Source organism: Arthrobacter sp. 179, from assembly GCF_052379645.1.
Lineage (GTDB): Bacteria > Actinomycetota > Actinomycetes > Actinomycetales > Micrococcaceae > Arthrobacter_H.
This window is the reverse complement of record NZ_JBQSYU010000002.1, coordinates 25,577-50,279: the sequence shown is the minus strand read 5'-3', so window position 1 is coordinate 50,279 and position 24,703 is coordinate 25,577. Positions and strand designations below refer to the sequence as shown.

Here is a 24,703-nt window from a genome sequence, read left to right as displayed (position 1 = left end):
CCCGGGGTGAACGGCTCAGCTCCCGAAGCGACGCTGGCGGTCGGTGAAGTCGCGCAGCGCGCGCAGGAAGTCGACCTTGCGGAAATCGGGCCATAGCGCCTCGCAGAAATAGAACTCGCTATAGGCGCTCTGCCAGGTCAGGAAACCCGAGAGGCGTTGTTCCCCGGAGGTGCGGATGACCAGATCCGGGTCGGGCTGGCCCCGGGTGTACAGGTAGCGGGAGATGTGCTCGACCTCCAGCCCCCGGGCCACCTCGGCCAACGAGGTGCCGGCGGCATCGGCGTCGGACAACAATTCCTTGACCGCGTCCACGATCTCGGCACGACCCCCGTAGCCGATGGCGATGTTCACGTGCAGGCCCGAGGCATTCCGTGAGGATTCGCCCAGGGCATGGAGCTTGTCCGAGAGGTAGTCGGGAAGTGAGTCGTAGGCGCCCATGGGTTGCACACACAGGTCCCGTTGCTCGGCGAGCCGGTCCAGCATGTTGGCGATGATGCCCATCAGGTCATCCAGCTCGGCATTGGATCGGCTCATGTTGTCGGTGGAGAGCATGTAGAGGGTGACGGTGGGGATGTTCAGTTCCCGGCACCAGCCCAGGAACTCAACGATGTTGTCGGCGCCGGCCTGGTGGCCATGCACGGTCGGTGCCCCGGCAAGCTTGGCCCAGCGCCGATTCCCGTCCACGACCATCCCGATATGTCCGGGCAGCTTCTCGGCAGGGATGTCCTTCTTGAGCACTTTGCCGTAGAGACGGTAAAGGACTTCGGGCAACCGCACGTCGTTCCCTTCCAGTCGTTCGGCCAGCACGGATCAACGCTGCATGGTTGCCGCGCCTCTAGGCTACCGGCTGGGCCGCCCCCGTGTTGTCCGGCACGCCTGCAGATACCGGCTTCCTCGGGGACCATCCTTGTTACTCTCCGGTAGTATCGGAACATGTCGCCGTCAAGCCCGAGCACGTCCCCGCCGGAAGAGATCAAACCATATTTGCGGGGGTGGATCCATGCGGTCACCGCACCGTTGGCGCTGGCGGCCGGCATCGTCCTGGTCGTGCTGGCCCCCGGCCCCTGGGGCAAGGCCTCCGCCGCGGTCTATGCCGTGACGGGACTACTGCTGTTCAGCGTCTCCGCCGTCTACCACCGCGGAAACTGGTCCCCCCAGGTCAAGCGGGTCCTCAAGCGGCTGGACCACACCAACATCATGCTGGTCATCGCCGGCTCCTACACCCCCATGGCCTGGGCCCTGCTGCCGGAGGCCAAAGCCACCTTCCTGCTGTGGCTCGTCTGGATCGGAGCGATCCTCGGCGTGGCCTTCCGCCTGTTCTGGACCGACGCCCCCCGGTGGCTATACACCCCGGTCTACATCGCCCTGGGGCTGGCCTGCATGATCTACATCGGCGACTTCTTTGCCGCCAGCATCCCGGCAGCGGTCCTGCTGTGCGTCGGTGGCGCGCTCTATATCGCCGGCGCCGTCTTCTACGCCCTCAAACGCCCGAACATCCACATCGAATGGTTCGGTTTCCACGAGCTCTTCCACGCCTTCACGGTCGGCGGGTTCACCTGCCACTACATCGCCATCATGATCGCGATGCTGACGGTCCGCTGACCGGAGCCCTGCGCGCCGGCCCGCTGCTCACCGCCGGGGCCAGGGGGACTCCTCGATGCGTTCGACGTTCTGGTTGAAATCGCGCAGCATCCCCGAGAAGGCACGCTGCTTCTCCAGCGGCCAGTCGGCCACGACTTCGCGCAACCCCTGTTCATAGGACCTGCGCGTTTCCAACAGCGCCTCGATCCCCGCCCCGGTCGGGGCGATGCGCCGGGCCACCTCCCCCGCGACCCCGGGGACGTAGGCCACGTGGTCGTGGCGGATCAACGCACCTACCTGGCGGTGGATCGTGGAGGCATCCAGGCGCAGGGCCCGCGAGAGCTCCTTGAGCGTCATGGGATCACAGTGCTCCAGCCGGTTGAGCAGGACGTAGGCGGAACGCTCGAGGGCAGGGCCACCCTGGTGATGCGGGCGCAACTGGTGCCGGAAGAACAGCATGAGTTCATATTGCATCTCCCGCAGTGCATCAGCGTCTTCCGTCATCCTTCTCCCTCTGGTTGTCTTCGGCAGCAATCCACTATACAACAATATGTATTGTGCAATAGGTGTGCATAATGCAATTCTCGTGTATGGTGCACAAGCATTGTTCGGCGCACCCATCCCCTCCAGTTAGCGAGCCTCATGACTGCCACTTCCTCCCCGCCCACGCACCAGAGCCCCTCCCCCCGGGCCGCGGTCACCATCCTGGCCTTCGTGGGCATCGTGGTCTCCTTGATGCAGACACTCGTGGTCCCCCTGATCCCCCAGCTACCCGACATGCTGGACACCTCGGCCTCCGACGCCGCCTGGGTCGTCACCGCCACCCTGTTGGCCGGCGCCGTGGTCACGCCCATCGCCGGGCGTTTGGGCGATATGTTCGGCAAGCGGCGCATGCTGATCATTTCCTTGGCCCTGATGGTGGCCGGCTCGGTGCTGTGCGCGTTGACCAACACCCTGGAAATCATGCTCGCCGGCCGTGTGCTGCAGGGCCTGGCCATGGGGGCCATCCCGTTGGGCATCAGCATCCTGCGCGATGAACTGCCCCCGGCGAGGATCGGGGCGGCGATTGCCACGATGAGCGCCACGATGGGCGTCGGCGGTGCCATCGGCCTGCCGTTCTCCGCGTTCATCGCCCAGGTGGCCGATTGGCACACCTTGTTCTGGACCGCCGGCGGGCTCGGGGCGCTGTGCTTGACCCTGGTGGCCATGGTCCTGCCCGAATCCCGGGTCCGGACCCCGGCCCGCTTCGACGGCGTGGGAGCCGTGGGGCTGGCCGCCGGCCTGGTGTCCCTGCTGTTGCCGATCACCAAGGGCAATGATTGGGGCTGGGCCAGCCCGCTGACCCTGGGGCTCTTTGCCTCCTCGGCCATCATCCTGGTCCTCTGGGGCGCCTACCAGCTTCGGGCGAAGGCACCCCTGGTGGATCTGCGGGTCACCGCCCGTCCCCAGGTCCTGTTCACCAACCTCTCTTCCATGACCGTCGGGTTCGCCATGTATGCCATGAGCCTGACCTTCACGCAGTTGCTGATGGCCCCTGCCGGTACCGGCTACGGGCTGGGCCATTCCATGGTCATGGCAGGACTGGTCCTGACCCCTGGTGGATTCGTGATGATGCTGCTCTCCCCCGTCTCGGCCCGCCTATCGGCCCGCTACGGGCCCAAGACCACGCTGATCCTGGGCTCCCTGGTCATCGCCCTGGGGTACATCATGGCGTTCTTCCTGATTTCCGAGACCTGGCAGATCCTCGTGGCATCCATCATCGTCGGCGGCGGCATCGGATTGGCCTACGCCGCCATGCCGGCCCTGATCATGGGCGCGGTCCCGTTGACCGAAACCGGCGCAGCCAACGGCATGAACGCCCTGATGCGTTCGGTGGGTTCCTCGGCCGCGGCAGCGGTCATGGGGGTGGTGCTGGCCAGCATGACCATGCCCCTGGGCACGGCAGAAGTCCCCACCCTCGAAGGCTTCCGCGTCACCTTCGGCTTCTCGATCGGTGCTGCCGTGTTGGCGGCACTGTTCGCCGCGTTGATCCCCCGCAGACCGCGCGGGGTCCCCGCCTCCCCCGGTCTCGAACACGAAGACGTCGACGCGTAGCTCGTCGCCGGGCCGTGGCTACCGGGTCACCTCGATGATGCCCCGGGCCCCTCGTTCGGCATCGACCATGGAATGGGACACGAACGGGTAGTTCCCCGCTTCGGAGAATTCGAGTTCGGCGAATCCCCCCTGCGCCACACCGATGTCCAGGGTCTGGGACCCCGCATGGGGATCCGACCCATCCAGGAGGTACCTTCCCTCCAGGTAGGTCGTGTCGAACTGGCCGCCGATCACGTGGAACGCCGAGCCGCGGTTCGGGCCGGCCGCCACGACCCAGAACCTCGCCCGCGCCCCCACCTTCATCTGCAGGGGATCAAAGGCGTATTGGGACGCGTAGCCGTTGAAGACCACCGCGTCGGGGGCTTCAGCATCGATCTTCGCCTGGCTCGCCGTGCCACCCTGCTCCCCCAGATACAGCTCGTTCTGGACCATGATGAATTCGTGGTCCACCGGTGCCAGATCAGGGGGGTCGATGATGACCGCACCGAACATCCCGTTGGCGATGTGCAACGACATAGGCATCGTGGAGCAGTGGTAGAGCCAGGCTCCGGCGCGGGTGGCCGTGAAGGTGTAGGTCAGTTCCTCCCCGGGATCGATCGTGCGCATGGGGCGGTCCGGCGCCAACGCCCCGGCATGGAAGTCGATCGAGTGTCCGGTGGTCCCCTTATTGCGCAGGGTGATCTTGAATTCATCCCCGACCTTGCCGCGCAAGGTAGGCCCCGGCGCCGTGCCGTTATACGTCCAGAGGGTCTGCGAATAGCCGGCGCCGATCTCACGTTCGGTGTCCTCGGCGGTCAGCGTGTACTCGTGGACGCGGGTCTCCGGCGCGGCGGGCAACCGGGCGTCGCTGGCGACGAATTCCTTCCCGGGGGCACGCATCGGGTCGAAGGCCGCAGCCTTCCCGCTCCCGGCGGCGTCCGGTTCGGCGGCGTCCGACCCATGGTGGCCGTCGTGGCCCTTCGGGCCCATCCCCTCCATGACCTCCGGATCCGCCACGGCCGGGGCCTAGGCTCCATCGGCGATGATGGTGAACACCATGCCCATTTGCCGGTGCCCGGCCAGTGAACACCAGCCGTCGGTATCGGCGGTGACCACGCCGACGTCGACCTCCCGGGTGGCCCCGGGGGCGACCCTGCCCGATTCGGCGCCGTTGGCCGTCACCAGGTCGTGGACCCTGTCGTCCTCGTTGAGAACGTCGATGACCAGCCGGTCCCCGGCCGGAACATGGACGGTGTGCGGGGTGAAGCGCATGTCCTTCATCGACATCTTCACGCGGGTGGTCTGCCCGGTGGCAGTCGACTCCGGTTCGGCCGACCCCGCCCCCGGGGCCGCCTCCGAGGAGCCAGCGGCCCCGATCCCGGCTGCTGCCGGGTCGGCGACGATGCCCAGCGCGACCGCCAGGACGACGCCGGCCACCCCGGCCACCGCGCTCATCATCAATCGTTTCCCGGGACGTTCACCGGTCGCGGGCGCCGGTGGGGCCCCGGCCGGGGCACGTCCTGCCCGCAGTCCCCTGAACACCAGGACCAGGAACCACACCAGGGCCACCAACACCAGGGTGGAGGTGGTGACCTTGACCCAGCTCGGAACGGGCAGCAGCGCCACCGCCAGGCCGAGGTTCAACAGCGCCAGCCGGGCCCCCGCGGCGGAATTGAACACCGCGGCGCGGGCCTTGAAGACGGCGGGGCCGCCACCGAGGACCACCGGCAGCAAATAGCTCAGGGCACCGAGCAGCACCTGGGAGGCGAAACCGACGGCGAGCGCCGGGACCACGGACTGGACCTGCTGGTAGAGCGTCTCCCACGAGGGCCCCCTCCCGGCCATCACGGCCAGGACGGCGACCGCACCGGTCAGCCACAGCAGTGATGCGGCCGCGGACAGCGGGGCGAAATCCGTCGGTGGTTTGCTCAGGATCGCCCGGGTCACCGGAAGTGCCGCATGGATGATCCCTCCGACGTAGACCACCAGCCCCGCGGCAACCAGCCACATCCACCCGAGTCCGGCGCCGGCCCCGGCCACCACCACGCCACCCACCAGCGGGATCCAGCCGTGGCGCACCGCGGATTCGGCCCCCTCGGCCACCCGGGTGCGCAGCATGGTCGGCAGCAGGGTGGCCAGGGTGCCCAACACCGTGAGTCCCACGAACCCCAGGACGTTGACCACGGCGTGGGCGACCAGCAGACGCTGGCGGACCTCGCCTCCGTATCCGGCGGCCAGCACGGCACCGAGCGCTGCGCCGACGGGCAACAACCAGCTGGCGGCGATGTAGTAGTTCACCGTGGCACCGAAGCGCGAGGGTAGGGCCCGGCCGGCCCGCACGGCGAAGGAGACCCCATGCAGGGCGAAGGCGGCACCGACCAGGATGCTGCCGATCAGCACCAGCACCCAGATGTTGGTGACCATGCCCACGACGGTGGCGACGACCCCAGCATTCAGCCCGGCCAGCCGCCAGGCCAGATAGACGCGGCCATGATCCGGGCCCCTCAGCAGCGCCTGGGCGAAATGCGAACTCCAGACCATGATGGCGTTGCCGATCGCCCCCAGCAGGAGCAGATGCACCATCAGCCAGGTCGCCACCGGCAGGAACCTGTGGGCCGCGACGACGACCACCAGTGCGATCAGCCAGAAGAGCATCGGCGCGTTGGCGCGCAGATGCCACTGGGCGCGTGAGAACCGTGCCGGATCCGGTCCGGGGGGCGGCTTCGATCCCGGGGAGGAGGCTCCGGGGACCGTGGGGATCTTCATGCGGTGCCGGGCTCCTTTCGGGCCACTGGTGTGCGGGGGGCGCCCCGGCTGCTGGAGATGACCAGTCCCGCGGCCAGGGCGGCGAAGAGGACGACGGCGACGATGTTCAGCACCCCCGCGAATTGCCGTGTGGCCCCGTCGTCCAGGACGTCGGCGACGAAGACCCGCAGGGCCAGGGAGACATGCAGCAGTACCGCCGGCAGGATCAGGACCGGCCGGTACGGCAACGGCCGGCGCAGCACGGCGGGCAGGATCACCGGGGCGTGGGCCATGATCATGGACAAGGTGAAGCCCAGGAACACCGCGTGGGTCGCCGCGTCATAGCCGGCCCCGCCGAGGGTCCCCCCTCCCAGCCCGGCGACGAGGAAGATGACCGCTGCCACGGCCAGCCAGCCATAGCCGACCAGCAGGCACCAGGCGATGTAACGCGGCAGACCCGTGGCCAGGACCGTATGCCGGGCGACGTCGTAGACCAGCAACCACACCACCATGGCCCCCAGCGCCAGGGCGAACAACACCATCCCGGCCCCGGCCCACAAAACGGCACCGAGGCCTGCGGCCAGCAAAAGGGTCGAGATTCCCATCAGGAGGGGCTCCGCCAGGGCAGAGCGGATATGGATGCGGGCCAACTCCAGCCGTTCCCCACCGATGGTCAGGACCACGAAGACCACGAGCAACGGCAGCAACGGGGCGGTATCGGCGATCCGCAGCCAGAGCGCCGTGGCGGCGACGGCGGAGACGGCTCCGAGGATCTGGATGAGCACCGCCGCCTCGCGTTGGCGCCTCCATAACGGGATGTAGACCCAGAGCATTCCGATGCTTCCGGCCAGCAGCAGGGTCTTGCCCACTTCCAGCGGCAGGGGCGAAACCAGCGACAGGCCCCCCAGCCCCAGCAGGGCCGGTGCCAGGTAGCCCAGGGGCCTGGCCAGGGCGACGGAGCGTTCCAGGGCGATGACGGTACCGATGAATCCCAGCACCAGCAGCATGCCGTGGCTGGCGGCCAGGTGCCGGCCGAACGGTAGATGCGGCAGTCCCAGCAGGAGCAGCGCAGCATTCAGCCCCAGGAGCATCGCCGCTCCGCCGGGCGCCAGGAAGAGCAGCCGGACTCCCGGTCGGCGGAACAGGGTCGCCGGAACCGGGACGGCGGTACTCCGGCTCACGAGGCCTCCGGGGGGTCCAGGCGCAGCAGGCAGGCGTCGCTGGCGGCGAAGGGCAGCAGCTGGGCCCGTGTTTCCGGGGCACCGGCGTCGTCCAGCAGCCCCTGCACCAATCCGAGGTGGACGGAGCAGACGACGTCCGGGTGCTCGCGGGCCGCCTCCAGCAGCGGGCAGCGGGTCAGCCGCAGCACCGCGGGGTCCTCGGCGGAGCGCTCGGCGGTGAAACCGGTGCCGGTCAGCGCCCCGGCGATGTCGTCGCTGACGGTCTGCGCGTTGGGCGGATCGTCCCGGCCGGCATCGGGGGATCCGGTCCGAAGCGAGGCCGCCCAGGCGCGTCCTGCCGCGACGCCTTCGGCCCGGGCCTCGGGACGGGTCGCCAACTGGGCGGCGAGCACCGAGGCCAAGGTGGCGGCAGCCGCCGGAGCCGCGGCCTGCTCCGCGACCCGGTAGAGCCGGGCCGGGCGCCCCCGGCCGGTCGGCTGCGGGGCGGGCACCCGGAGCACATGCCCGGAGGCGACGAGGGCCTCGAGATGCTCGCGAACGGTGTTGGGATGCTGGCCGCAGGAGCGTGCCAGCTCATCGACGGGGCAGGCCCCGTCGTGGTCGGCCAACCGGGTGAGCAGCTCCCGACGGGCCCGGGACATGACCTGTGGTTCCCCGACGGCAGCCGGGCGGGGGCCCTTCACGGGCCGTGCGCCGGGGTTTTCAGGATTTTTATTTACCACGGAATATATTGTAGTAAAGTTCGTGTCAGGGCACCATTCGCCTCCCCTCAACCCAGGAGAACACCGTGGAGAACCTCACTTTGGCCTCATCGCGCACCTCGGCCGCAGCGCTCGAATCAATCCGACAGCTACTGGCCGAATGGTCGTCGAAGGTGGCCTCCCAGTCCGGGGATCCCGCGGCCCTGCAGCAGACACTGGGTTCGGATATCGATCCCGGCCTGGGCACCCTCACCCGGGGCCTGGCCGCCGCGGGGAACACGAACGACACGGCCCTGGTGGCCCGGTTGTTGGACCACGCCACGACGGCGGCCACCACGGCCTCCACCCGGCTCGCCGAGCAGCCGTCGGAGGGCCGGGCCGGCGCTGCCGCCCAGGCAGCGGTCACGGCCCTGGAGATGGCGTCCACCGAAGCCCTCCCCGTACTGGCCTCCTCCCCGAAGGTGGACCTGGACCAGCTGCTGGCCGAGCTGTCCACCCCCTCCCCCGACTCCGCGGACCAGGGGCGGGCCGAGGAAGCCGCGGGCGCGGCACCGGCCGGCGGCGGATGCGCCTGCGGCGGCCACGACGAGGAGGGCCTGGCGGAGTTGGACACCCGGGTCATCCCGCATGCCATCCGCCATGCGACGATCTTCGGCGCACTGGAGGGACTGGCCCCGGGGCGGGGCATCCTGCTGATCGCCAACCACAACCCGCTGCCGCTGTTGGCCCAGTTGGAGCAACGCGCCGCCGGCCAGTTCGCGGTGGAATACATCGAAGAGGGCCCGGAGACCTACCAGCTCTCGATGATCCGCCGCTGAGCCCCCGGCCGGGCCCGTCCCGGAAACACCGCCGGACCAGAAATTCCAGGCACTGCCGATGCGTATCGGCAGTGCCTGGAATCATTTTCACGCCGCCCGGGGCGGCAACCGGCCGTCGGAAGGCGCTAGCGGTCCAGGGGGTGCGGCGCGAGCCCGCGGTCCGGTTCGATGTCCGCGTCCTCCGCGGAGGACTCCAATCCCTGGGCGCCCAGGTTGCCGCTGGTGAGCTTGTTCATGATCATCGCGATGGCCCCATCGCCGGTCACGTTCGTGGCCGTGCCGAAGCTGTCCAGGGCGATGTAGGCGGCGAACATGAGTCCGACCTCGGCCTCGCCGAAGCCCAGCATCTGCGTGAGCAGCCCCGCCGCCGCGGCGATCGCTCCGCCGGGCACCCCGGGGGCGGCGATCATCATGACGCCCAGCATGAGGATGAACGGCAGGTAGGCCCCGAGGCTGGTTTCACCGCCCGTGAGCAGCAGCACCGCGAACGAGAAGCAGGTGATCTTCACCATCGACCCGGAGAGGTGGATGGTGGCACACAGCGGAACGACGAATCCGGCAATCGAGTCCGAGACCTTGTTCTTCTTCGCCGAGGCCAGCGTCACCGGAATCGTCGCGGCGGAGGAGGAGGTGCCCAGCGCGGTGAAGTAGGCATCGCGCATATTCCACAAGGCCTTCAACGGGTTGGTCCCGGTCATCCCTCCCGCAACCGAATACTGCGCCAGCAGCACGACGAAGGTCAGGCCGAAGGAAACCAGGGCCACGAGCAGGAACTTCGTCAGGACCGTGACCGCGGTGCCGCTGGCCGAAAGGTCCATGAAGATCCCGAAGATGAACAACGGCAGCGCCGGCACGATGATGCGGCGGATCACGATCTCGATGATCGTGCGGAACTCGACGGCCCCGCGGAAGAGCACCTTGCTGCGGAACGCCGTCAGGCCGATGCCGATGATGAAGGCGAGCACGAGCGCGCTCATGACCCCGATGACCGGTTCCAGGACGATCTCCGTGGCGGAGTCCCCGGCGCTGGCCACCACCGTGAGGTAGGGGCTGAAGCCCGATCCGGAGTCGTCCCCGATGGTTTCCAGACCGCCTCCGGCCAGCGACGGGGTGAACAGCCAGCGGCTGACGAAGTAGGCCAGCAGTCCCGCCGCTACCGTGGACCCGTAGGCGATCAGGGCCGTGACCCCGAGCCATTTGCCGGCCCCCTGGCCGAGTTCGGCGATCGCCGGCATGACGAGCCCCAGAATGATCAACGGGACGATGAACCCCAGGAAACCCGAGAAGATCGAGTTGTAGGTCATGAAGATCCCGCCGAGCCAGGCGGGCATCACGGGCCCGGTGAGGATGCCCAGCACGATGGCGATGACGACCCAGCCGAGCAGCGGGAATGATTTGAGCAGCTTGATGATGATCCTCCGGGGAACCGATGGGCCGCGCGCCGGAATCGACGACGCACTTATGGCGCAGGCCACGCCTCGGCCATGCTAGACGCCGTGGGACGGATCACCCAATCCCGGGTGGGCGTCGACCGGCCCGGTCTAGCGGGACGGTCCCCGGGTCGGATCGGGGCCGTCGCCCTGGTCCTCGGTCCCATCGCCGAAACGGATGCTCCCATCGGGTCCGGGGTTGCTGCGGGGCGGGAACTCGTCGCTGGCCGCCTGGCGTTCGCGTCCGCGTTCAACCAGTTCGTTCTGGCGTTCCTCGGCGGTACCGGCATAGCGGACCCGGCGGATGCGCCGGGTCATGTCCCGGATCAGGAAGATCACGACGATGACCATCGCTGCGGTGGCCACGAACCCCGCGAAGCCCGGGCCGATCTCACGGGCGGCGTCTCCGGTGGGGACGGCCGGAGCGGAGCTGGCGGCGACCAGCACTGAGGAGAACAGGTTCACTTGATGCTCTTTCTTGGTGGGGACCGGCGCTGACCGGCCCGCCTAGTCTACCCGGGAGGCCGACGAGGCCGGACCTAGCGTAGACCGGCGAAAAGATCGGTTTCCGGGGTCGGGGCCTCGACCCGGGAGGTGACCAGCGTGTAGTCCTCCCAGGGCCAGTACTTTTCGTAGATCCAGGTGGGCACGGCGAAGAAGAAGCCCTCCGGGTCGATCTGCGTCCGATGCGCCAGCAGGGCGCGGTCGCGGGCCTCGAAGCAGTCGGAGCAGGCGATCTGCGTCGTCGTCTCATGGGGGCTGACCCAGCGGAACATCTCTTCGTCGGGGTGTGCTTCGAAGGCCTTGACCCGCTCTTCATACGGGGATTCGACGCCGTTCTCGACCATCGCATAGTGCAGCGTGCGGATGCGGTCCGGGCTGAAGGCCCGGTCGTAGTAGAGCTTGGAGACCTCCCACGGCTCGCCCAGTTCGGGATAGCGCGTGGGATCGGCCGCCGCCTCGAAGGCCTCGACCGACACCCGGTGGGTCATGATGTGGTCCGGGTGCGGGTATCCGCCGTTTTCGTCGTAGGTGGTCATCACGTGCGGACGGAACTCACGGATCAGCTTCACCAGCGGGGCGGCGGCGCGTTCGAGGCTCTGCGTGGCGAAGGACCCGGAAGGCAGTGGGGGCAGCGGATCCCCCTGGGGTAGGCCCGAATCCACGAAGCCGATCCAGCGGTGCTCGACGCCCAATGCGGCGGCGGCTTCGGCCATCTCCTTGCGGCGCAGTCCGGCCAGGTCCCGGTGGGCGTGGGCGAGTTCCCCGGCGGAGGCGTTGAGGATGTCCCCGCGTTCGCCACCGGTGCAGGAGGCCACCATGACCCGGGCGCCGGCGGAGGCGTAGGCCGCCATCATGGCTGCGCCCTTGCTCGATTCGTCATCCGGGTGGGCATGGACGGCTAGGAGCCGGAAACCCTCTGACGGCGGGACGGGAACGACCCGGGCTTCTTCCACGATGAGCTTGCTCCTCAATGCCATCAGGACGGCCGATTTGCCGTCCTGCGAAAAGACCTAGACTGGTGGGGATGAACACCCAGCAGCCGGCGCCTCCTCCCTCAACGGGCGACGCGCCACCTTCCAGCGTAGCGAATCGTTATGGCGCACCCAAGCGCGGCCTGAGCCGGCGGCGCAAAATCGTCATGATCGTCGCGGGACTGGTCCTGGCGATCATCGCGGCCGGCGTGGTGGCCTGGTGGAACATCAAGCCCTACTCCAGCAAGGACGTGGCCTTCGACATCACCTCCGACACCAGCGCCAACGTCACCATCCAGTTGGAGAAGAAACCCTCGGACACGGTGGCCTGCAACCTGCGGGTGATGAATGAGTCCTACGCTGTGGTCGGGTGGGAGACGGTCACGTTTGACGCCTCCGAGGGCAGCGGACGACAAACGATCATCAAGGACTTCGACCTGCGCACCGAATCACTCGGGGTGACCGGTGGGGTGACCACCTGTTGGGTCGTCGACTGACCCGAGTATGACCATCGGGGGATGCGCCACTTGGGGTTTCGCCCGATAATGGCTAAAATCGTTCACATACGATCCACCCCGCCTTGACCTGGTGACGGACCGCGGTTCTTCATCACGCACGGCGGGGTCTTTGCTTGCATCGCCTCGGGCGGGGCAAACACTGCAGTTTGGTGGCCGGTCATCCGACCGGCCCATTTACTACAAGGAGAAGTACGTTGACCACCAACAATGAACCGGCTCTCTGGCTCACCCAGGAGGCTCACGACCGCTTGTCCGCTGAACTCGAGCACCTGCAGGGTCCCGGCCGCGCTGAGATCGTCGACAAGATCGAGCAGGCCCGCTCTGAAGGCGACCTGAAGGAAAATGGGGGCTACCACGCCGCCAAGGAGGAGCAGGGCAAAGCCGAGGCCCGCATCCAGTACCTCTCGGACTTCCTGCAGAAAGCAGAAGTCGGCGACGCCCCGGCCGATGACGGCGTGGTGGAGCCCGGCATGCTCGTGGAGGCGAACATCGCCGGCGACAAGACCACGTTCCTGTTCGGCAGCCGCGAGGTGGCCGGCGATTCGGGCCTGGAGGTCTACAGCGAAAAGGCACCCATCGGTGCCGCGGTGCACGGCAAGAAGGTGGGCGACAAGCTCAGCTACACCGCCCCGAACGGCAAGTCGATCGAGGTCGAGATCATTTCCGCGAAGCCCTACGTCGGCTAGCCACCACCATCCAGTCCGACCGCGGCCATCGGCCGACGGCCGGGTGGGGGCCCAGCGGCCTGCACCTCCTCCGGGAGATGCAGGCCGCTGTTTCTCTTAAGCCCCGGGGACGGGCTCAGGTGGTGATGATCAGCGGCTGGAACCCCTCGGCCCGCAAGTTGTCCAGCACTTGTTCGGAATGCAGGTGGCCCTTGGTCTCCATGTCGATGGTGATCGCGACATCGCCCATCGACAACGAACCGCCGATCCGGGTGTGGTCCACCCCGGTGACGTTCGCATCGGATTCGGCGATCACCCGGGAAATCGTGGCCAGCTCCCCCGCCCGGTCATCAAGCATCATCCGCACCGTCAGGTAGCGTCCGGCGACCGCCAGACCGCGCTGGATCACCTTGAGCAGCAGCAACGGATCGATGTTGCCCCCCGAGAGGACGACGGCGGTGCGCTTGGAATCGATGCCCAGTTCGGCCAACTTGCCCTCCAACAGGGCCGCGACCCCGACGGCCCCCGCGGGTTCCACCACGAGCTTGGAACGCTCGAGCAGGAACACCAGGGCCCTGGCCAGGGCATCCTCGCTGACCGTGACGACGTCGTCGACCAGTTCGCGGATGATCGAGAACGGCAGTTGGCCCGGACGGCCCACGGCGATGCCGTCGGCGATCGTGGAGACCTTCTCCAACGGCACCAGTGCGTCGGCGGCCAGCGACGGAGGGTAGGAGGCCGCATTCTCGGCCTGGACGCCGATGACCCGGATCTCCCGGCCCTGTTCGCGGGCCTTGGCCTTCACCGCGGTCGCCACCCCGGCCAGCAGTCCGCCGCCACCGACGCCCATGAGCACGGTGTCGACGTCGGGCAGTTGTTCGAGCAGTTCCAGCCCGATGGTTCCCTGCCCGGCGATGATGTCCGCGTTGTCGAAGGGGTGAACGAACACGGCCCCGGAGGAGTCGGCATAGCGTTGGGCCTCCGCCAGGGCCTCGTCCACGTTGTGTCCGTGCAGGATGACTTCGGCGCCGTGGTCCTTGGTCGCGGTGAGCTTGGGCAGGGCGACACCCAACGGCATGTAGATCCGGGCCTCGATGCCCAGCCGGGCGGCCGCCACGGCGACACCCTGGGCATGGTTGCCCGCGGAGGCGGCCACGACGCCGCGGGCCTTCTCCGCCTCGCTCAGCCGGGCCATGCGCACGTAGGCGCCACGGACCTTGAAGGATCCGGCCCGCTGCAGGTTCTCGCATTTGAGGTAGACATCGCTGCCGGTCAACGTGCCCAGGGCCCGGGAATGCTCCACCGGGGTGTGCGCGATGACGCCCTCCAGGAGTTCGGCGGCGGCTTCGATATCGGCCAGGGTGACGGGCAGAGTCTGGTGGGTGGTGGTATCGGGTGGCTGCTGCATGGGGACGCTTTCATCAAGGGAGTCGGTCACCGGGGTGGTTCTCCGGTGTGGGGCCCGGGCGAGACGACGGCATCGGTTTCGCCGTCCAGGTCCGCCGGCGCCGTGAACGGCGCATCGGGGCCCGGGGGTGGATCGCCATCCACGGCCCACGCGCCGGGGGTTTCCCAGCCACGCGCCGAAATATAGCGGATCATGGTGTTCAGCACGGCCATGACCGGCACGGCGAACAAGGCGCCGGTGATACCGGCAATGAGCGTGCCGCCGGTGACGGCCAGGACGACGGCCAAGGGGTGGAGGCTCACCGCCCTGCCCATGACCAGCGGCTGCAGGATATGGGATTCCGCCTGCTGGACCAGCAGGACGACGGCCAGCATGACCAGCGCGTTGATCCACCCGTTGGCGACCAGGGCCAGCAGGACGGCCAGGGCGCCGGTGGCCAAGGCGCCGATGATGGGGATGAACGAGCCCAGGAAGACGAGTCCGCCCAGCGGGAAGGCCAGCGGGACCCCGAGGATCGCGGCCCCGACCCCGATGCCAACGGCGTCGACGAAGGCGACGAAGAGCTGCACCCTGGTGTAGATGACCAGGCTGATCCAGCCCCGGCGACCGGCACCGTCGATGGCGGCCCGGGCCCGCCGCGGCATCAGCCCGACCACGAAGGCCCAGATGCGTTCGCCTTCGAGCAGGAAGAAGACCAGCGAGAACAAGGCCAGCAGCAGTCCGGCGGCCCCGTGTCCGAGGGCGCTGCCCCAGGACACGGCCCCGCTGAGGATCGTGTCGCTATTGGATTGCAGTTGGGTCAGCGCCCCGTCGAGATAACGGTCCAGGTCCTGGTTGCTCAACTGCAGCGGGCCGGAGGAGAGCCAGTGCTGGACCTGGGCGGCCCCGGCCAGTGCCTGTTGCCACAGGCTCATCATGCCCCGGGCCATGGTCCGTCCCACCAGCGAGAGCAAGGTGGTGATCACGGCCAGGAACACCAGCATCGTCACCCCGGTGGCCAGGCCGTTGGGCAGCTTCCAGCGCCGGAGCAACCTCACCACGGGCATCAGCAGCCCGGCCAGCAGGGCGGCGATCATCAAGGGGATCACCAGCAACGATACGTGGCTCAACAACCACAGCACCAGACCGGTCGTCGCCACGATGATGGCCACCCGCCAGCTCCAGGCCGCGGCGATCCGCACGCCATAGGGAAGGTCCCCGGTGACGTTGCGGTGTCCGGGCCCGGGGCTCAGAGCCATGATTCGATGCCCCAACGACCGATCAGATGCTCATGCTGCGTCAACCAGGTCAGCCCCTCCCCCGAGTTGAAGGCGTTGGCCGGGGCTGTCATCGGTTCGATGGCCACCGCCAACGGTTGGCCGGCATAGCCCTCGGTGACGAACACCTGGACGTAATCGAAGCCGGCATCGGCCCAGACCCCGACGGCCCGGCCATCCGGTGCGGTCAGCCGGTGGTGGTGGACCCCGTCGTCGTGCAGGGTCAGCCCGGTCAGACCGATGTCGATGCGCAGATCCCCCACCCGGCGGCCGGCGCGTAGATCGGTATCCCCGGCTACCGGGGTGCTGCCGGTGGGGATGAGTCGCTCGTCGGTCACCAGTGCGGTGTCGGCCTGGACACCGAGCACCAGGTCTTCGGTGGGCACCTCGCCCAGGCGCAGGTAGGGGTGGGCCCCCAGCGCCGCGGGCGCACTGCGTGCGCTGTGGTTCAGCAGATCCTGGGTGACCGAGAGCCCCCCTTCGGCGTCGAGGGCGTAGGTCACGGTATGGGTCATCCGGAAGGGGAAACCATGCTGCGGGAAGATCTCGGCCGACAGGCAGATCAACGATTCGCTGGAGGCATCCACCCGGTAGCCGGTATTGCGCAGCAGCCCGTGAATGGCATTGCCGGTGGCCACCTCGGTCACATCCAGCTGCTGGGTCCGCCCGTCGAGTTCCCAGCGCCCGTCGCGGATCCGGTTGCCCCAGGGCGCCAGCAGGATCCCGGACCCCGAGGGCGGCAATTCGTCCTCCCCGAAGGGCTGGGCCAGATCGATGCCGTTGCGGCGGTAGAGGCGCAGGGCGGCAGCCAGCTCGGTGATGACGGCTTCGGACCCGCCGCCGCGGATCGTGAACTGCCGGCCCGTGGGCGCGGCCGTGGTCCCACTCATCGCTGTTCCCTTCCTGGCTGGATGTTCCCCTACGATATCGCCGCGGCGAACCGGGTGCTGCATACATGACGACGGCGGCACCCTGAAGGGGCACCGCCGTCGTCCTGGGTCGTGGTCGAGCTAGTTGCGCAGGATGGCGATGATGCGCAGGATCTCGATGTACAGCCAGACCATGGTCACGGTCAGGCCGAAGGCCGCGGTCCAGGCGAACTTCGCCGGGGCACCCTGCTCGATTCCGCGCTGGATCTGGGTGAAGTCCAGCACCAGCGAGTAGGTGGCCAACAGGACGGCCAGGATGCCGATGCCCACGCCGAGCAGCGGGTACTCACTGCGCACGCCGAACATGGAATCGGAGACGCCGAAGAGCATCAGGCCCAGGTTCACCAGGCTGAAGAGCAGGTAGGCGCCCATCGCGATGGTGAACATCTTGGTCATCTTCGGGGTCGCCCGGTACTTGCCCGAGCGGTAGAGCAACAAGGTCACGGCGAAGACGGAGAAGGTGGCGAGCACCGCCTGGACGGCGATGCCGTCATACATGGCATCCAACACCCCGGAGATCGCGCCGAGGAACACCCCTTCTGCGGCGGCGTAGAGCATGATCAACACCGGTGAGGGTTCGCGCTTGAAGATGTTGACCAGGGCAAGCACGAAGCCGATGAGCATGGCCGGGAGCATCAACGCGGGCATCTGCCAGCCGACGACGGCGGTGATCACCAGGGTGCCCCACATCAGCACGGTCTTGGAGACCACGTCGTTATAGGTCAGCCGCCCGGTCTGGACCGGGGAGGCGGACGGTGAGTTGTAGAGATCCTGCAGCGACTGCGAGCTCATCGGCTCGGCAGTGCGCTGGTCACTGGTGGTCGTGTTCCCCTCGGGCCGCATCTGCTCGCGGAACGCCTTGGATTGGAACATCGGGTTGCCCCCACGGGCCATGGTGTTCTCCTCTATAAGTTCTTTTCACTGATCCTACTGGGTACAACGCACGGGCGGACAAAAATGATCCCCGAAGTGACGTCGGGTTTTGCGGCCTCCCCCGCTGCCGGTACCGCTCCCTCCCGGACGCGCCCTACGCGCCGAGGGTGGCCAGCACCTCGACGAGTCGACGGGCTGCTTTTTCCTCGGCCTCGGCCAGCGGCTCCACCCGGTCGGCGAGTGCGGCGAAATGCGCGCTGCGCGCCTCCGCTTCGATCTCCGGATCGATCATTTCGGCCAGCTCGTCCCACTGCCCGGCCAACTCCCGGTAGCCGGGGCTGGCTGCGCCCAGACGTTCAAGACCGGGCAGTTCCGCGGCCTCGTCCAGGAAGTCGGCGTAGAGCCCCCGCAGCCCGCCCGGGCCGCCGTAGCGTCCGTCGGTGAGGAACCCGACGACCGTGCCCAAGGCGTAGGTCAGCCGGCCCTGCCCGGCCAGCAGCCGGGTCCAGCCTTGGGAGGAAGTGGTGTCTCGTAGTTGCCCGGCCCAGGTCCGCAGGCCGGCGATCCCCACGTTCGCGGCGAAGTGTTCGGGCATGTCGTGCAGTTCACGGGTCCCCAGCAGCCGTCCTGTGGTCTCGGTAATGGCCTCGAGGATGTTCTTCTTGAGGGCATCGGCGTCGGGCCCGCCGGTGGACGGGATCCAAGCCTGCCAGTTCTTCAGGGCCTTGGGTCGACTGCGGGCCGCGGCCAGGGATTCGGGGTCGATGAGTTGCAGTTCCCCGGAGCCGTCATCGATGATCAGCTCGCCCTCGTCGTGTTCGCCGAGCACCGCCACATCCACTGGTTCGTCCCCATCGGCGATGCCGGCGTCCACCCACGGCAGCAAAACCCGACTGACCCGGACGACGACGGCTCGGCCGGTGTCCAGCCCCGCGTCGAGGTACTGGGCGGCCAACCGGGCGCTGCCGGTCCTCTGTTCACGCACGGTCGCCCCGCTACGGGTCAGCAGGTTCGCCGTATAGGGCTCGGGATGGGCCCGGGTGACGACCGTGGCGGCCGTACTCGATTCCTCGTCGAAGACGAAGACCATGAAGCCGATGCCCCCGGCCAGACCGGCCAGCAGGGCCTCGCTGAGCGGCTGGCCGGTCAACGGGTGGACCACCCCCGCCTGGGTCAGCACCCGGTGCCAGAGACCGGCGTCGTACTGGGTGACCTCAGCCGGTGCCGGATACTCCGGCAACTCATCCGGATCCGCCGCCGGCCGGCCCGGCCCGGCAGCCGGACCTCCCGCGCGCCCCGGGGTGCCGGCCGGAGCCGGGCGGGCCGAGGGGCGTTCGGGGCGGCCATCGAGAATGGCCTTGCGGGCTGTGGTGTAGGACTCCCCCGTGCGTTCCATGCGGTCGCGGGTGAGCTTCTTGAGCTGCTTCGGCTGCGCCACGGGCTCAGCGCGTTCGGTAGTTCGGGGCTTCGACGGTCATGGTGATGTCGTGGGGGTGGGATTCCTTGAGCCCCGCCGCGGTGATGCGCACGAACTTCCCGCGCTCCTTGAGGTCGGCGATGGTGCGGCCGCCGACGTAGAACATGGTCTGGTGCAGTCCGCCGACCAGCTGGTGTGCGACGGCGGCGACCGGACCGCGGTAGGGGACCTGGCCTTCGATGCCTTCGGGGATCAGCTTCTCATCCGAGGGGACGTCGGCCTGGAAGTAGCGGTCCTTCGAGAAGGACGTGTTCTTCCCCCGGGTCTGCATGGCCCCCAGGGAGCCCATGCCACGGTAGGCCTTGAACTGCTTGCCGTTCATGAAGACCAGTTCCCCCGGGGATTCGGCCGTGCCGGCCAACAGGGAACCGAGCATCACCGAATCGGCGCCGGCGACCAGGGCCTTGCCGATATCACCCGAATGCTGCAGACCGCCATCGGCGATCAGCGGCACGCCGGCGGGGATGGAGGCCTTGGCGGATTCATGGATGGCGGTGATCTGCGGGACGCCGACCCCGGCGACGATGCGGGTGGTGCAGATGGAACCGGGACCGACCCCGACCTTGATCGCATCGGCGCCGGCATCGATCAGTGCCTGGGCCCCCTCACGGGTGGCCGCCTGGCCACCGATGACGTCCACGTGGGCTGCTGCCGGGTCCTTCTTCAACCGGGTGATCATGTCCAGCACGCCCTGGCTGTGGCCGTTGGCCGTGTCCACGACCAGGGCATCGACCCCGGCCTCGACCAGTGCCATGGCACGGTCATAGCCTTCGCCGAAGAATCCGACGGCGGCACCGACGCGCAGGCGCCCCTCGTCGTCCTTGGTGGCCAGCGGGTACTGCTCGGCCTTGTCGAAGTCCTTGACGGTGATCAGGCCCTGCAGGACGCCGTCGTCGTCGACCAGCGGGAGCTTCTCAATGCGGTGCTTGCTCAACAACGCGATGACCTCGTCACGGGGCACCCCGACGCGCGCGGTGATCAACGGCATCGCGGTCATCGCCTCGTAGACCTTGGTGGTCAGGAACTGCTCGAGGGGGATGAACCGGGTATCCCGGTTGGTGATGATGCCCAGCAGCTTCTTCTGAGCGTCCACGACCGGCAGTCCGGAGACCCGGTAGTGCCCGCAGAGGTCATCGAGTTCCTGCAACGTGGCATCCGGACTGATGGTCACCGGGTCGGTGATCATCCCGGATTCGCTGCGCTTGACCTGGTCGACCTGGCGGGCCTGGTCGTCGATGGAGAGGTTGCGGTGGATGATGCCGATGCCGCCCTGACGGGCCAGCGAGATCGCCATCGGGGCCTCGGTGACGGTATCCATGGCCGCGGAGAGCAACGGGATGTTGATGGTGATGCGCTTGGTCAGCCGCGTGGCCGTATCCGCTTCCGAGGGGATGACATCCGTGGGCCCGGGCAGCAGCAGGACGTCGTCGTAGGTGAGGCCTTCAAGGGCAAAGGGATTGAACTCGGACACGGGGAACCTTTCGAAGCCGTCAGAGGATTGCTTACATCCTAGGACCTTCGGCGCCCGACTGACACGCCTTGGCTCCGCCGGTGTGTGCAACGCAACCCGTCGGAGGGCTTCGTTCACCAGTGCAGCCCCGATTTCAGCCGGCGTTCGAACACCTCGGAGGTGGAGCGCACATAGGTTTTGGTCAGATGGGATTTGTCGAGATAGACGAGCACGTTGCCGATGACGGGGCTGCAGGTGCCCTCCGGGCAGAGCACGCTGGTCATGTCCAGGAAATCCAGTTCGCCCGGCAGGTCGCCGCGGTCGACCTCGGCCCGAAGGTCATCCAATGGGGAGTCCACGGCGATCAGTTCATCCCGGGGGACCTGGCATTTTTCCGAGTCGGGCCCATTGAGGTCCACGCATTCGGGCACCCCGAATCCGAAGCGGGGGGTGTCACGCATCGCAATGACCTGTTTTCCCTGGGCGAGGAAGGGCCGGATTCCTTCTTCGTAGCCGGGGACGATGGTCTCCTCGTCGGCCGGGGTGCGCTCGTCGGTGGAGGCATAGGCCTGGGTCAGGGTGCCCAGCGTCAGCACCGCATCGGCGTCGTGGTCCAGCACGTAGTCGGTGGCCACCTGGTTGAATTCGTTGCATTCGGCATCACGGCTGGGATCCTCGGCACCGAAACGGCAGGCATTGCGGTTGATGAGAACCCACGCCCAGTTGTTCCTTTGGGCCGCCTTGTCCAGGGCGCTGGTCCAGTGCTGGGCGTGCGAATCCCCCAGGACGATGATCGTCTTCTCGGCGGTCTGCGGGTCCCCGCCCATTTGGCAGAATTCCATGACCGGATCGGTCAGTTCATACCCCTGGCCGCACTCGCCGCCGTAGTTGGCCCACTCCCCCGAGAGCCGGGTCGCCAGTGGACGCACCATGGCCTCGGGGTCCCCGGTGGCTTCGAAGCCCGGCGTCAAGGATGCGGCACCGGGGTTGTCTTGCTTCGGTTGGGCCCGGGCGCTGGTTTCGTCGGCGGCGACCCGTGCCTGCCAGCCGCTGAGCGGCATCGCGACGATGGCCACGAGCAGTCCGACCACCAGGCCGAGCCGACGGCGATGCAGCGTGGGCCAGACCCAGCCGTGGAACGGGGTTTCGACGACCCGGGTCGTGGCCCAGGCCAGGCCCAGGGACAGCCCGATCACCCCGAGGCCTCCCAGGAAGTCCGGCTCGTTCAACTGGTTCACCGACAGGTAGATCACCAGGAGGGGCCAGTGCCACAGATACAGCGCGTAGGAGAGGTCCCCCAGCCGGGTCAACGGGCGGGCCGCGAGCAGGCGATCGACACCGAACGGATGCCCGGTCCGTCCGGCGATGATGATGGCCGCGGCGGACAGGGTCGGCCAGAGGGCGATGTATCCGGGGAACTGCTGTTGGACCTGCAACAGGATGCCGCAGGAGAGCATGGCCAACAGTCCGGCCCACCCCAAGACGACTCGCACCACCATCGGCAGTTGCCCCGCATGGGGCAGGAGCACGGCCAGCAGGGACCCGAGGGCGAACTCCCACAACCGGGCGCCGGTGTCGAAATAGGCCCAGGACTGGCTGGTGGAGGTCACGTGGATCGAGTAGGCCAACGATCCGACGAAGACGAGGCCGAAGGCCACCGCCAGGACGGGGCCGAACCCCAGCTGCGGGCGCCTCCTGCGGATCAGTTTCCAGAGGAGGGCCGAAACGCCGATGAGCAGCGGCCAGAGGATGAAGACCTGTCCCTGGATCGACAACGACCAGAAGTGCTGCAAGGGGCTGGCGGCGCCGTGGTTCTCGGCATAGTAGTCCACCGATTCCCGCGCCAGGGTCCAGTTCTGCGTGTAGAAGAGGGTCGACCAGGTCTGTTCGAAGACCTCTCCCCACCGGGTCCGCGGCAACAGCGCCGCGGTTCCTGCCAGGACGGCCAGGAGGACGACGACGGCGGCCGGCAGCAGCGATTTGAACCGGTGTAGCCAATACCGCAGCAAGCCGATGGGCTTCCCCGAGGAGAGCTTATAGGCGAAGGAGGAGGTCAGCAGGAACGCGGAGATCAGCAGGAAGACGTCCACGCCGCCGGAGACCCGGCCCAACCAGACGTGATAGGTGACCACCATGAGCACCGCGAAGGCGCGCAGCCCCTGGACCTCGGGGCGGTAATGCGGTTTGACCGGGATCGGTCCGGCCGGGGCTGCCTCCGGGGTCCGCGCCGCCGACGGGGTGGCGGTGCCGCCCGGGCCACGGGGAGGCTCGGACATGGCTGGTCCCCTTCCTGTGGCTGGTAGCTGGCATCCAACGGGGCCCTTCCCGGCCCAACGTCAGCCATTTTAGCAGCCCGTCGTTACCGAACCGTTACTACTCATGCGGACCCGGTCAAAACCCCGCATCCCCGGCACGGAGCGGCCCGGGCGCTTAACGTGAATGACCCTCCCACCGCACCACGGCGCGGGGAGAGGGTCATTCGTCCTACGACAACCTAGTGCTGATGGGCGTCGCTGTCTTCGTCTTCCTGCTTCTCGGCGACCAGGGTCTCGGTCGTGAGCACCAGGGCGGCGATCGAAGCGGCGTTCTGCAGTGCCGAGCGTGTGACCTTCACCGGGTCGATGACACCGGCGGCCAGCAGGTCCTCGTACTGACCCGTCTTGGCGTTGAAGCCGGAGTTCACTGCGGACTCGGAGACATGGTTCGCCACGACGTAGCCATCGAAGCCGGCGTTCTGGGCGATCCAGCGCAACGGCTGGACCAGCGCACGGCGGACGATGCCCACCGCGGCGGCGGCATCACCTTCGAGGGCGGCCACGTTCTGGTCGGTGTCGAGCACGGAGAGCGCATCGACCAGGGCGGTACCGCCACCGGCGACAATGCCCTCCTGGATCGCGGCACGCGTGGCGGAGACGGCGTCTTCGATGCGGTGCTTGCGTTCCTTGAGCTCGACCTCGGTAGCAGCGCCGACACGGATCACGCCGATGCCGCCGGAGAGCTTGGCCAGGCGTTCCTGGAGCTTTTCCTTGTCCCACTCGGAATCGGTGCGTCCGATTTCAGCCTTGAGCTGCGCCACCCGATCATCGACATCCGCGGTGTCTCCGTAGCCATCGACGATCGTGGTGTTGTCCTTGGTGACCGTGATGCGGCGGGCGGAACCGAGAACCTCGGTGCCGACCTGGTCCAGCTTCAGGCCGAGGTCCTGGGAGACGACCTGGGCACCGGTGAGGATCGCGATGTCCTGCATCATGGCCTTGCGGCGATCGCCGAAGCCCGGAGCCTTGATGGCCACGACGCCCAGCGTGCCACGCAGCTTGTTGACCACCAGCGTGGACAGGGCTTCGCCCTCGACGTCCTCGGCAATGATGAACAGCGGCTTATTGGCCTGCAGAACCTTCTCCAGCAGCGGCAGGAAGTCCTGCACGGCAGAGATCTTGCCGGAGTGGATCAGGATCATGGCGTCCTCGAGGACGGCCTCCTGACGCTCCGGGTCGGTCACGAAGTGCGGGGACAGGTAGCCCTTGTCGAACTGCATGCCCTCGGTGATGCTCATCTCGGTCGAGGTCGTGTTCGATTCCTCGATCGTGATGACACCCTCGGCGCCGACCGTGCCGAACGCCTTGGCCAGCAGTTCGCCGATCTCGTCGTCCTGGGCGGAGATCGCGGCCACGTTGGCCACGTCCTCGCCTTCGACGGGACGGGCGTTCTCTGCCAGACGGGCGGTCACGGCCTGGACCGCGGCCTCGATGCCACGCTTGATCTCGCCCGGCGCCGCGCCGGCAGCGACGTTGCGCAGGCCTTCCTTGACCAGGGCCTGGGCGAGCACGGTGGCGGTGGTGGTTCCGTCGCCGGCGACGTCGTTGGTCTTGGTGGCGACCTCCTTGGCGAGCTGGGCCCCGAGATCCTCATAGGAATCGTCGAGCTCGATCTCGCGGGCGATGGTCACCCCGTCGTTGGTGATCGTGGGGGCTCCCCACTTCTTGTCCAGGACCACGTTGCGACCGCGCGGGCCGATCGTGACCTTGACGGTATCGGCCAGCTTGTTGATGCCGGCCTCGAGCGCCTTGCGGGCGTCGTCGTTGAATGAAAGCTGCTTTGCCATGTTTGCTACTCCTTGCTCACC

Annotated in this window: 22 protein-coding genes; 5 read left to right on the top strand and 17 right to left on the bottom strand. The window is 67.7% G+C overall.

Annotated elements, in window-relative coordinates:
• Positions 1-15: 15 nt before the first annotated feature.
• Positions 16-777, bottom strand: a complete 762-nt coding sequence (locus ACT3UE_RS01895) for an isoprenyl transferase (protein ID WP_444566237.1) — start codon at positions 775-777, stop codon at positions 16-18.
• A gap of 156 nt (positions 778-933) precedes the next feature.
• On the opposite strand from ACT3UE_RS01895, the gene trhA reads away from it, so the two are divergent.
• Positions 934-1,602 carry a PAQR family membrane homeostasis protein TrhA gene (gene trhA / locus ACT3UE_RS01890; protein ID WP_444566151.1) on the top strand — a complete coding sequence of 223 codons (669 nt, stop codon included), beginning with the start codon at positions 934-936 and terminating at the stop codon, positions 1,600-1,602.
• A 27-nt stretch (positions 1,603-1,629) separates the two neighbouring features.
• Here the strand turns inward: trhA and ACT3UE_RS01885 are convergent, their stop codons facing one another.
• Entirely contained in the window at positions 1,630-2,085 is a 456-nt protein-coding gene (locus tag ACT3UE_RS01885; RefSeq protein WP_444566150.1) for a MarR family winged helix-turn-helix transcriptional regulator, read from the bottom strand.
• A gap of 138 nt (positions 2,086-2,223) precedes the next feature.
• Between ACT3UE_RS01885 and ACT3UE_RS01880 the strand changes: the two genes are divergently transcribed.
• Positions 2,224-3,675, top strand: a complete 1,452-nt coding sequence (locus ACT3UE_RS01880) for an MFS transporter (protein WP_444566149.1) — start codon at positions 2,224-2,226, stop codon at positions 3,673-3,675.
• A gap of 18 nt (positions 3,676-3,693) precedes the next feature.
• Here ACT3UE_RS01880 and ACT3UE_RS01875 read toward each other — a convergent pair whose 3' ends face one another.
• The 4 genes from ACT3UE_RS01875 to ACT3UE_RS01860 are packed head-to-tail and all read right to left on the bottom strand — an operon-like array spanning position 3,694 to position 8,302.
• Positions 3,694-4,671: a multicopper oxidase domain-containing protein gene (locus ACT3UE_RS01875; RefSeq protein WP_444566148.1), complete on the bottom strand. Its 978-nt coding sequence runs from the start codon at positions 4,669-4,671 to the stop codon at positions 3,694-3,696.
• A 9-nt stretch (positions 4,672-4,680) separates the two neighbouring features.
• Positions 4,681-6,420, bottom strand: coding sequence for a cupredoxin domain-containing protein (locus tag ACT3UE_RS01870; protein WP_444566147.1), 1,740 nt, complete (start codon positions 6,418-6,420; stop codon positions 4,681-4,683).
• Complete coding sequence (locus tag ACT3UE_RS01865) at positions 6,417-7,580, bottom strand: hypothetical protein (RefSeq protein WP_444566146.1); 1,164 nt, start codon at positions 7,578-7,580, stop codon at positions 6,417-6,419. The genes ACT3UE_RS01870 and ACT3UE_RS01865 overlap by 4 nt, the downstream gene beginning before the upstream one ends.
• Positions 7,577-8,302, bottom strand: coding sequence for a helix-turn-helix transcriptional regulator (locus ACT3UE_RS01860; protein WP_444566145.1), 726 nt, complete (start codon positions 8,300-8,302; stop codon positions 7,577-7,579). Before ACT3UE_RS01860 ends, ACT3UE_RS01865 begins: the two co-directional genes overlap by 4 nt.
• 65 nt (positions 8,303-8,367) lie before the next feature.
• On the opposite strand from ACT3UE_RS01860, the gene ACT3UE_RS01855 reads away from it, so the two are divergent.
• Positions 8,368-9,099 carry a DUF2249 domain-containing protein gene (locus ACT3UE_RS01855; RefSeq protein WP_444566144.1) on the top strand — a complete coding sequence of 244 codons (732 nt, stop codon included), beginning with the start codon at positions 8,368-8,370 and terminating at the stop codon, positions 9,097-9,099.
• A gap of 125 nt (positions 9,100-9,224) precedes the next feature.
• Here the strand turns inward: ACT3UE_RS01855 and ACT3UE_RS01850 are convergent, their stop codons facing one another.
• The 3 genes from ACT3UE_RS01850 to mca form a co-directional block, all read right to left on the bottom strand.
• Positions 9,225-10,508 carry a dicarboxylate/amino acid:cation symporter gene (locus tag ACT3UE_RS01850; protein ID WP_444566236.1) on the bottom strand — a complete coding sequence of 428 codons (1,284 nt, stop codon included), beginning with the start codon at positions 10,506-10,508 and terminating at the stop codon, positions 9,225-9,227.
• A 132-nt stretch (positions 10,509-10,640) separates the two neighbouring features.
• Entirely contained in the window at positions 10,641-10,994 is a 354-nt protein-coding gene (locus ACT3UE_RS01845; protein ID WP_444566143.1) for a hypothetical protein, read from the bottom strand.
• Positions 10,995-11,068: 74 nt separating this feature from the next.
• Positions 11,069-12,010 carry a mycothiol conjugate amidase Mca gene (gene mca / locus ACT3UE_RS01840; RefSeq protein ID WP_444566142.1) on the bottom strand — a complete coding sequence of 314 codons (942 nt, stop codon included), beginning with the start codon at positions 12,008-12,010 and terminating at the stop codon, positions 11,069-11,071.
• Between the two features lie 47 nt (positions 12,011-12,057).
• Between mca and ACT3UE_RS01835 the strand changes: the two genes are divergently transcribed.
• A complete protein-coding gene (locus tag ACT3UE_RS01835) occupies positions 12,058-12,501 on the top strand; it encodes a DUF4307 domain-containing protein (RefSeq protein WP_444566141.1) in 444 nt (147 codons plus the stop codon).
• 215 nt (positions 12,502-12,716) lie between these two features.
• On the top strand, positions 12,717-13,208 hold the full coding sequence (gene greA, locus ACT3UE_RS01830; protein WP_444566140.1) for a transcription elongation factor GreA: 492 nt from the start codon (positions 12,717-12,719) through the stop codon (positions 13,206-13,208).
• 115 nt (positions 13,209-13,323) lie between these two features.
• On the opposite strand, the gene ilvA is transcribed toward greA, so the two are convergent.
• The 8 genes from ilvA to groL form a co-directional block, all read right to left on the bottom strand.
• On the bottom strand, positions 13,324-14,595 hold the full coding sequence (gene ilvA, locus ACT3UE_RS01825) for a threonine ammonia-lyase (protein ID WP_444566139.1): 1,272 nt from the start codon (positions 14,593-14,595) through the stop codon (positions 13,324-13,326).
• 26 nt (positions 14,596-14,621) lie between these two features.
• Positions 14,622-15,833, bottom strand: coding sequence for an AI-2E family transporter (locus ACT3UE_RS01820; protein WP_444566138.1), 1,212 nt, complete (start codon positions 15,831-15,833; stop codon positions 14,622-14,624).
• Positions 15,824-16,741 carry an aldose 1-epimerase family protein gene (locus ACT3UE_RS01815; protein ID WP_444566137.1) on the bottom strand — a complete coding sequence of 306 codons (918 nt, stop codon included), beginning with the start codon at positions 16,739-16,741 and terminating at the stop codon, positions 15,824-15,826. Before ACT3UE_RS01815 ends, ACT3UE_RS01820 begins: the two co-directional genes overlap by 10 nt.
• Positions 16,742-16,861: 120 nt before the next feature.
• Entirely contained in the window at positions 16,862-17,674 is an 813-nt protein-coding gene (locus ACT3UE_RS01810; protein WP_444566136.1) for a Bax inhibitor-1/YccA family protein, read from the bottom strand.
• 133 nt (positions 17,675-17,807) lie between these two features.
• Positions 17,808-19,091 carry a DUF4872 domain-containing protein gene (locus ACT3UE_RS01805; protein ID WP_444566135.1) on the bottom strand — a complete coding sequence of 428 codons (1,284 nt, stop codon included), beginning with the start codon at positions 19,089-19,091 and terminating at the stop codon, positions 17,808-17,810.
• Between the two features lie 4 nt (positions 19,092-19,095).
• Positions 19,096-20,601 carry an IMP dehydrogenase gene (gene guaB / locus ACT3UE_RS01800; RefSeq protein ID WP_444566134.1) on the bottom strand — a complete coding sequence of 502 codons (1,506 nt, stop codon included), beginning with the start codon at positions 20,599-20,601 and terminating at the stop codon, positions 19,096-19,098.
• 113 nt (positions 20,602-20,714) lie between these two features.
• Positions 20,715-22,856, bottom strand: a complete 2,142-nt coding sequence (locus ACT3UE_RS01795; protein WP_444566133.1) for an acyltransferase family protein — start codon at positions 22,854-22,856, stop codon at positions 20,715-20,717.
• A 218-nt stretch (positions 22,857-23,074) separates the two neighbouring features.
• On the bottom strand, positions 23,075-24,682 hold the full coding sequence (groL, locus tag ACT3UE_RS01790; RefSeq protein ID WP_444566132.1) for a chaperonin GroEL: 1,608 nt from the start codon (positions 24,680-24,682) through the stop codon (positions 23,075-23,077).
• Positions 24,683-24,703 lie beyond the last annotated feature (21 nt).

Bases quoted from the DNA above. Each gene is read 5' to 3' on its own strand.
- ACT3UE_RS01885 (WP_444566150.1), bottom strand. From the start codon at position 2,085: ATGACGGAAGACGCTGATGCACTGCGGGAGATGCAATATGAACTCATG.
- mca (WP_444566142.1), bottom strand. From the start codon at position 12,010: ATGGCATTGAGGAGCAAGCTCATCGTGGAAGAAGCCCGGGTCGTTCCC.
- ilvA (WP_444566139.1), bottom strand. From the start codon at position 14,595: ATGCAGCAGCCACCCGATACCACCACCCACCAGACTCTGCCCGTCACC.
- ACT3UE_RS01870 (WP_444566147.1), bottom strand. From the start codon at position 6,420: ATGAAGATCCCCACGGTCCCCGGAGCCTCCTCCCCGGGATCGAAGCCG.
- ACT3UE_RS01795 (WP_444566133.1), bottom strand. From the start codon at position 22,856: ATGTCCGAGCCTCCCCGTGGCCCGGGCGGCACCGCCACCCCGTCGGCG.
- groL (WP_444566132.1), bottom strand. From the start codon at position 24,682: ATGGCAAAGCAGCTTTCATTCAACGACGACGCCCGCAAGGCGCTCGAG.
- ACT3UE_RS01835 (WP_444566141.1), top strand. From the start codon at position 12,058: ATGAACACCCAGCAGCCGGCGCCTCCTCCCTCAACGGGCGACGCGCCA.
- ACT3UE_RS01820 (WP_444566138.1), bottom strand. From the start codon at position 15,833: ATGGCTCTGAGCCCCGGGCCCGGACACCGCAACGTCACCGGGGACCTT.
- ACT3UE_RS01815 (WP_444566137.1), bottom strand. From the start codon at position 16,741: ATGAGTGGGACCACGGCCGCGCCCACGGGCCGGCAGTTCACGATCCGC.
- trhA (WP_444566151.1), top strand. From the start codon at position 934: ATGTCGCCGTCAAGCCCGAGCACGTCCCCGCCGGAAGAGATCAAACCA.
- ACT3UE_RS01880 (WP_444566149.1), top strand. From the start codon at position 2,224: ATGACTGCCACTTCCTCCCCGCCCACGCACCAGAGCCCCTCCCCCCGG.
- ACT3UE_RS01810 (WP_444566136.1), bottom strand. From the start codon at position 17,674: ATGGCCCGTGGGGGCAACCCGATGTTCCAATCCAAGGCGTTCCGCGAG.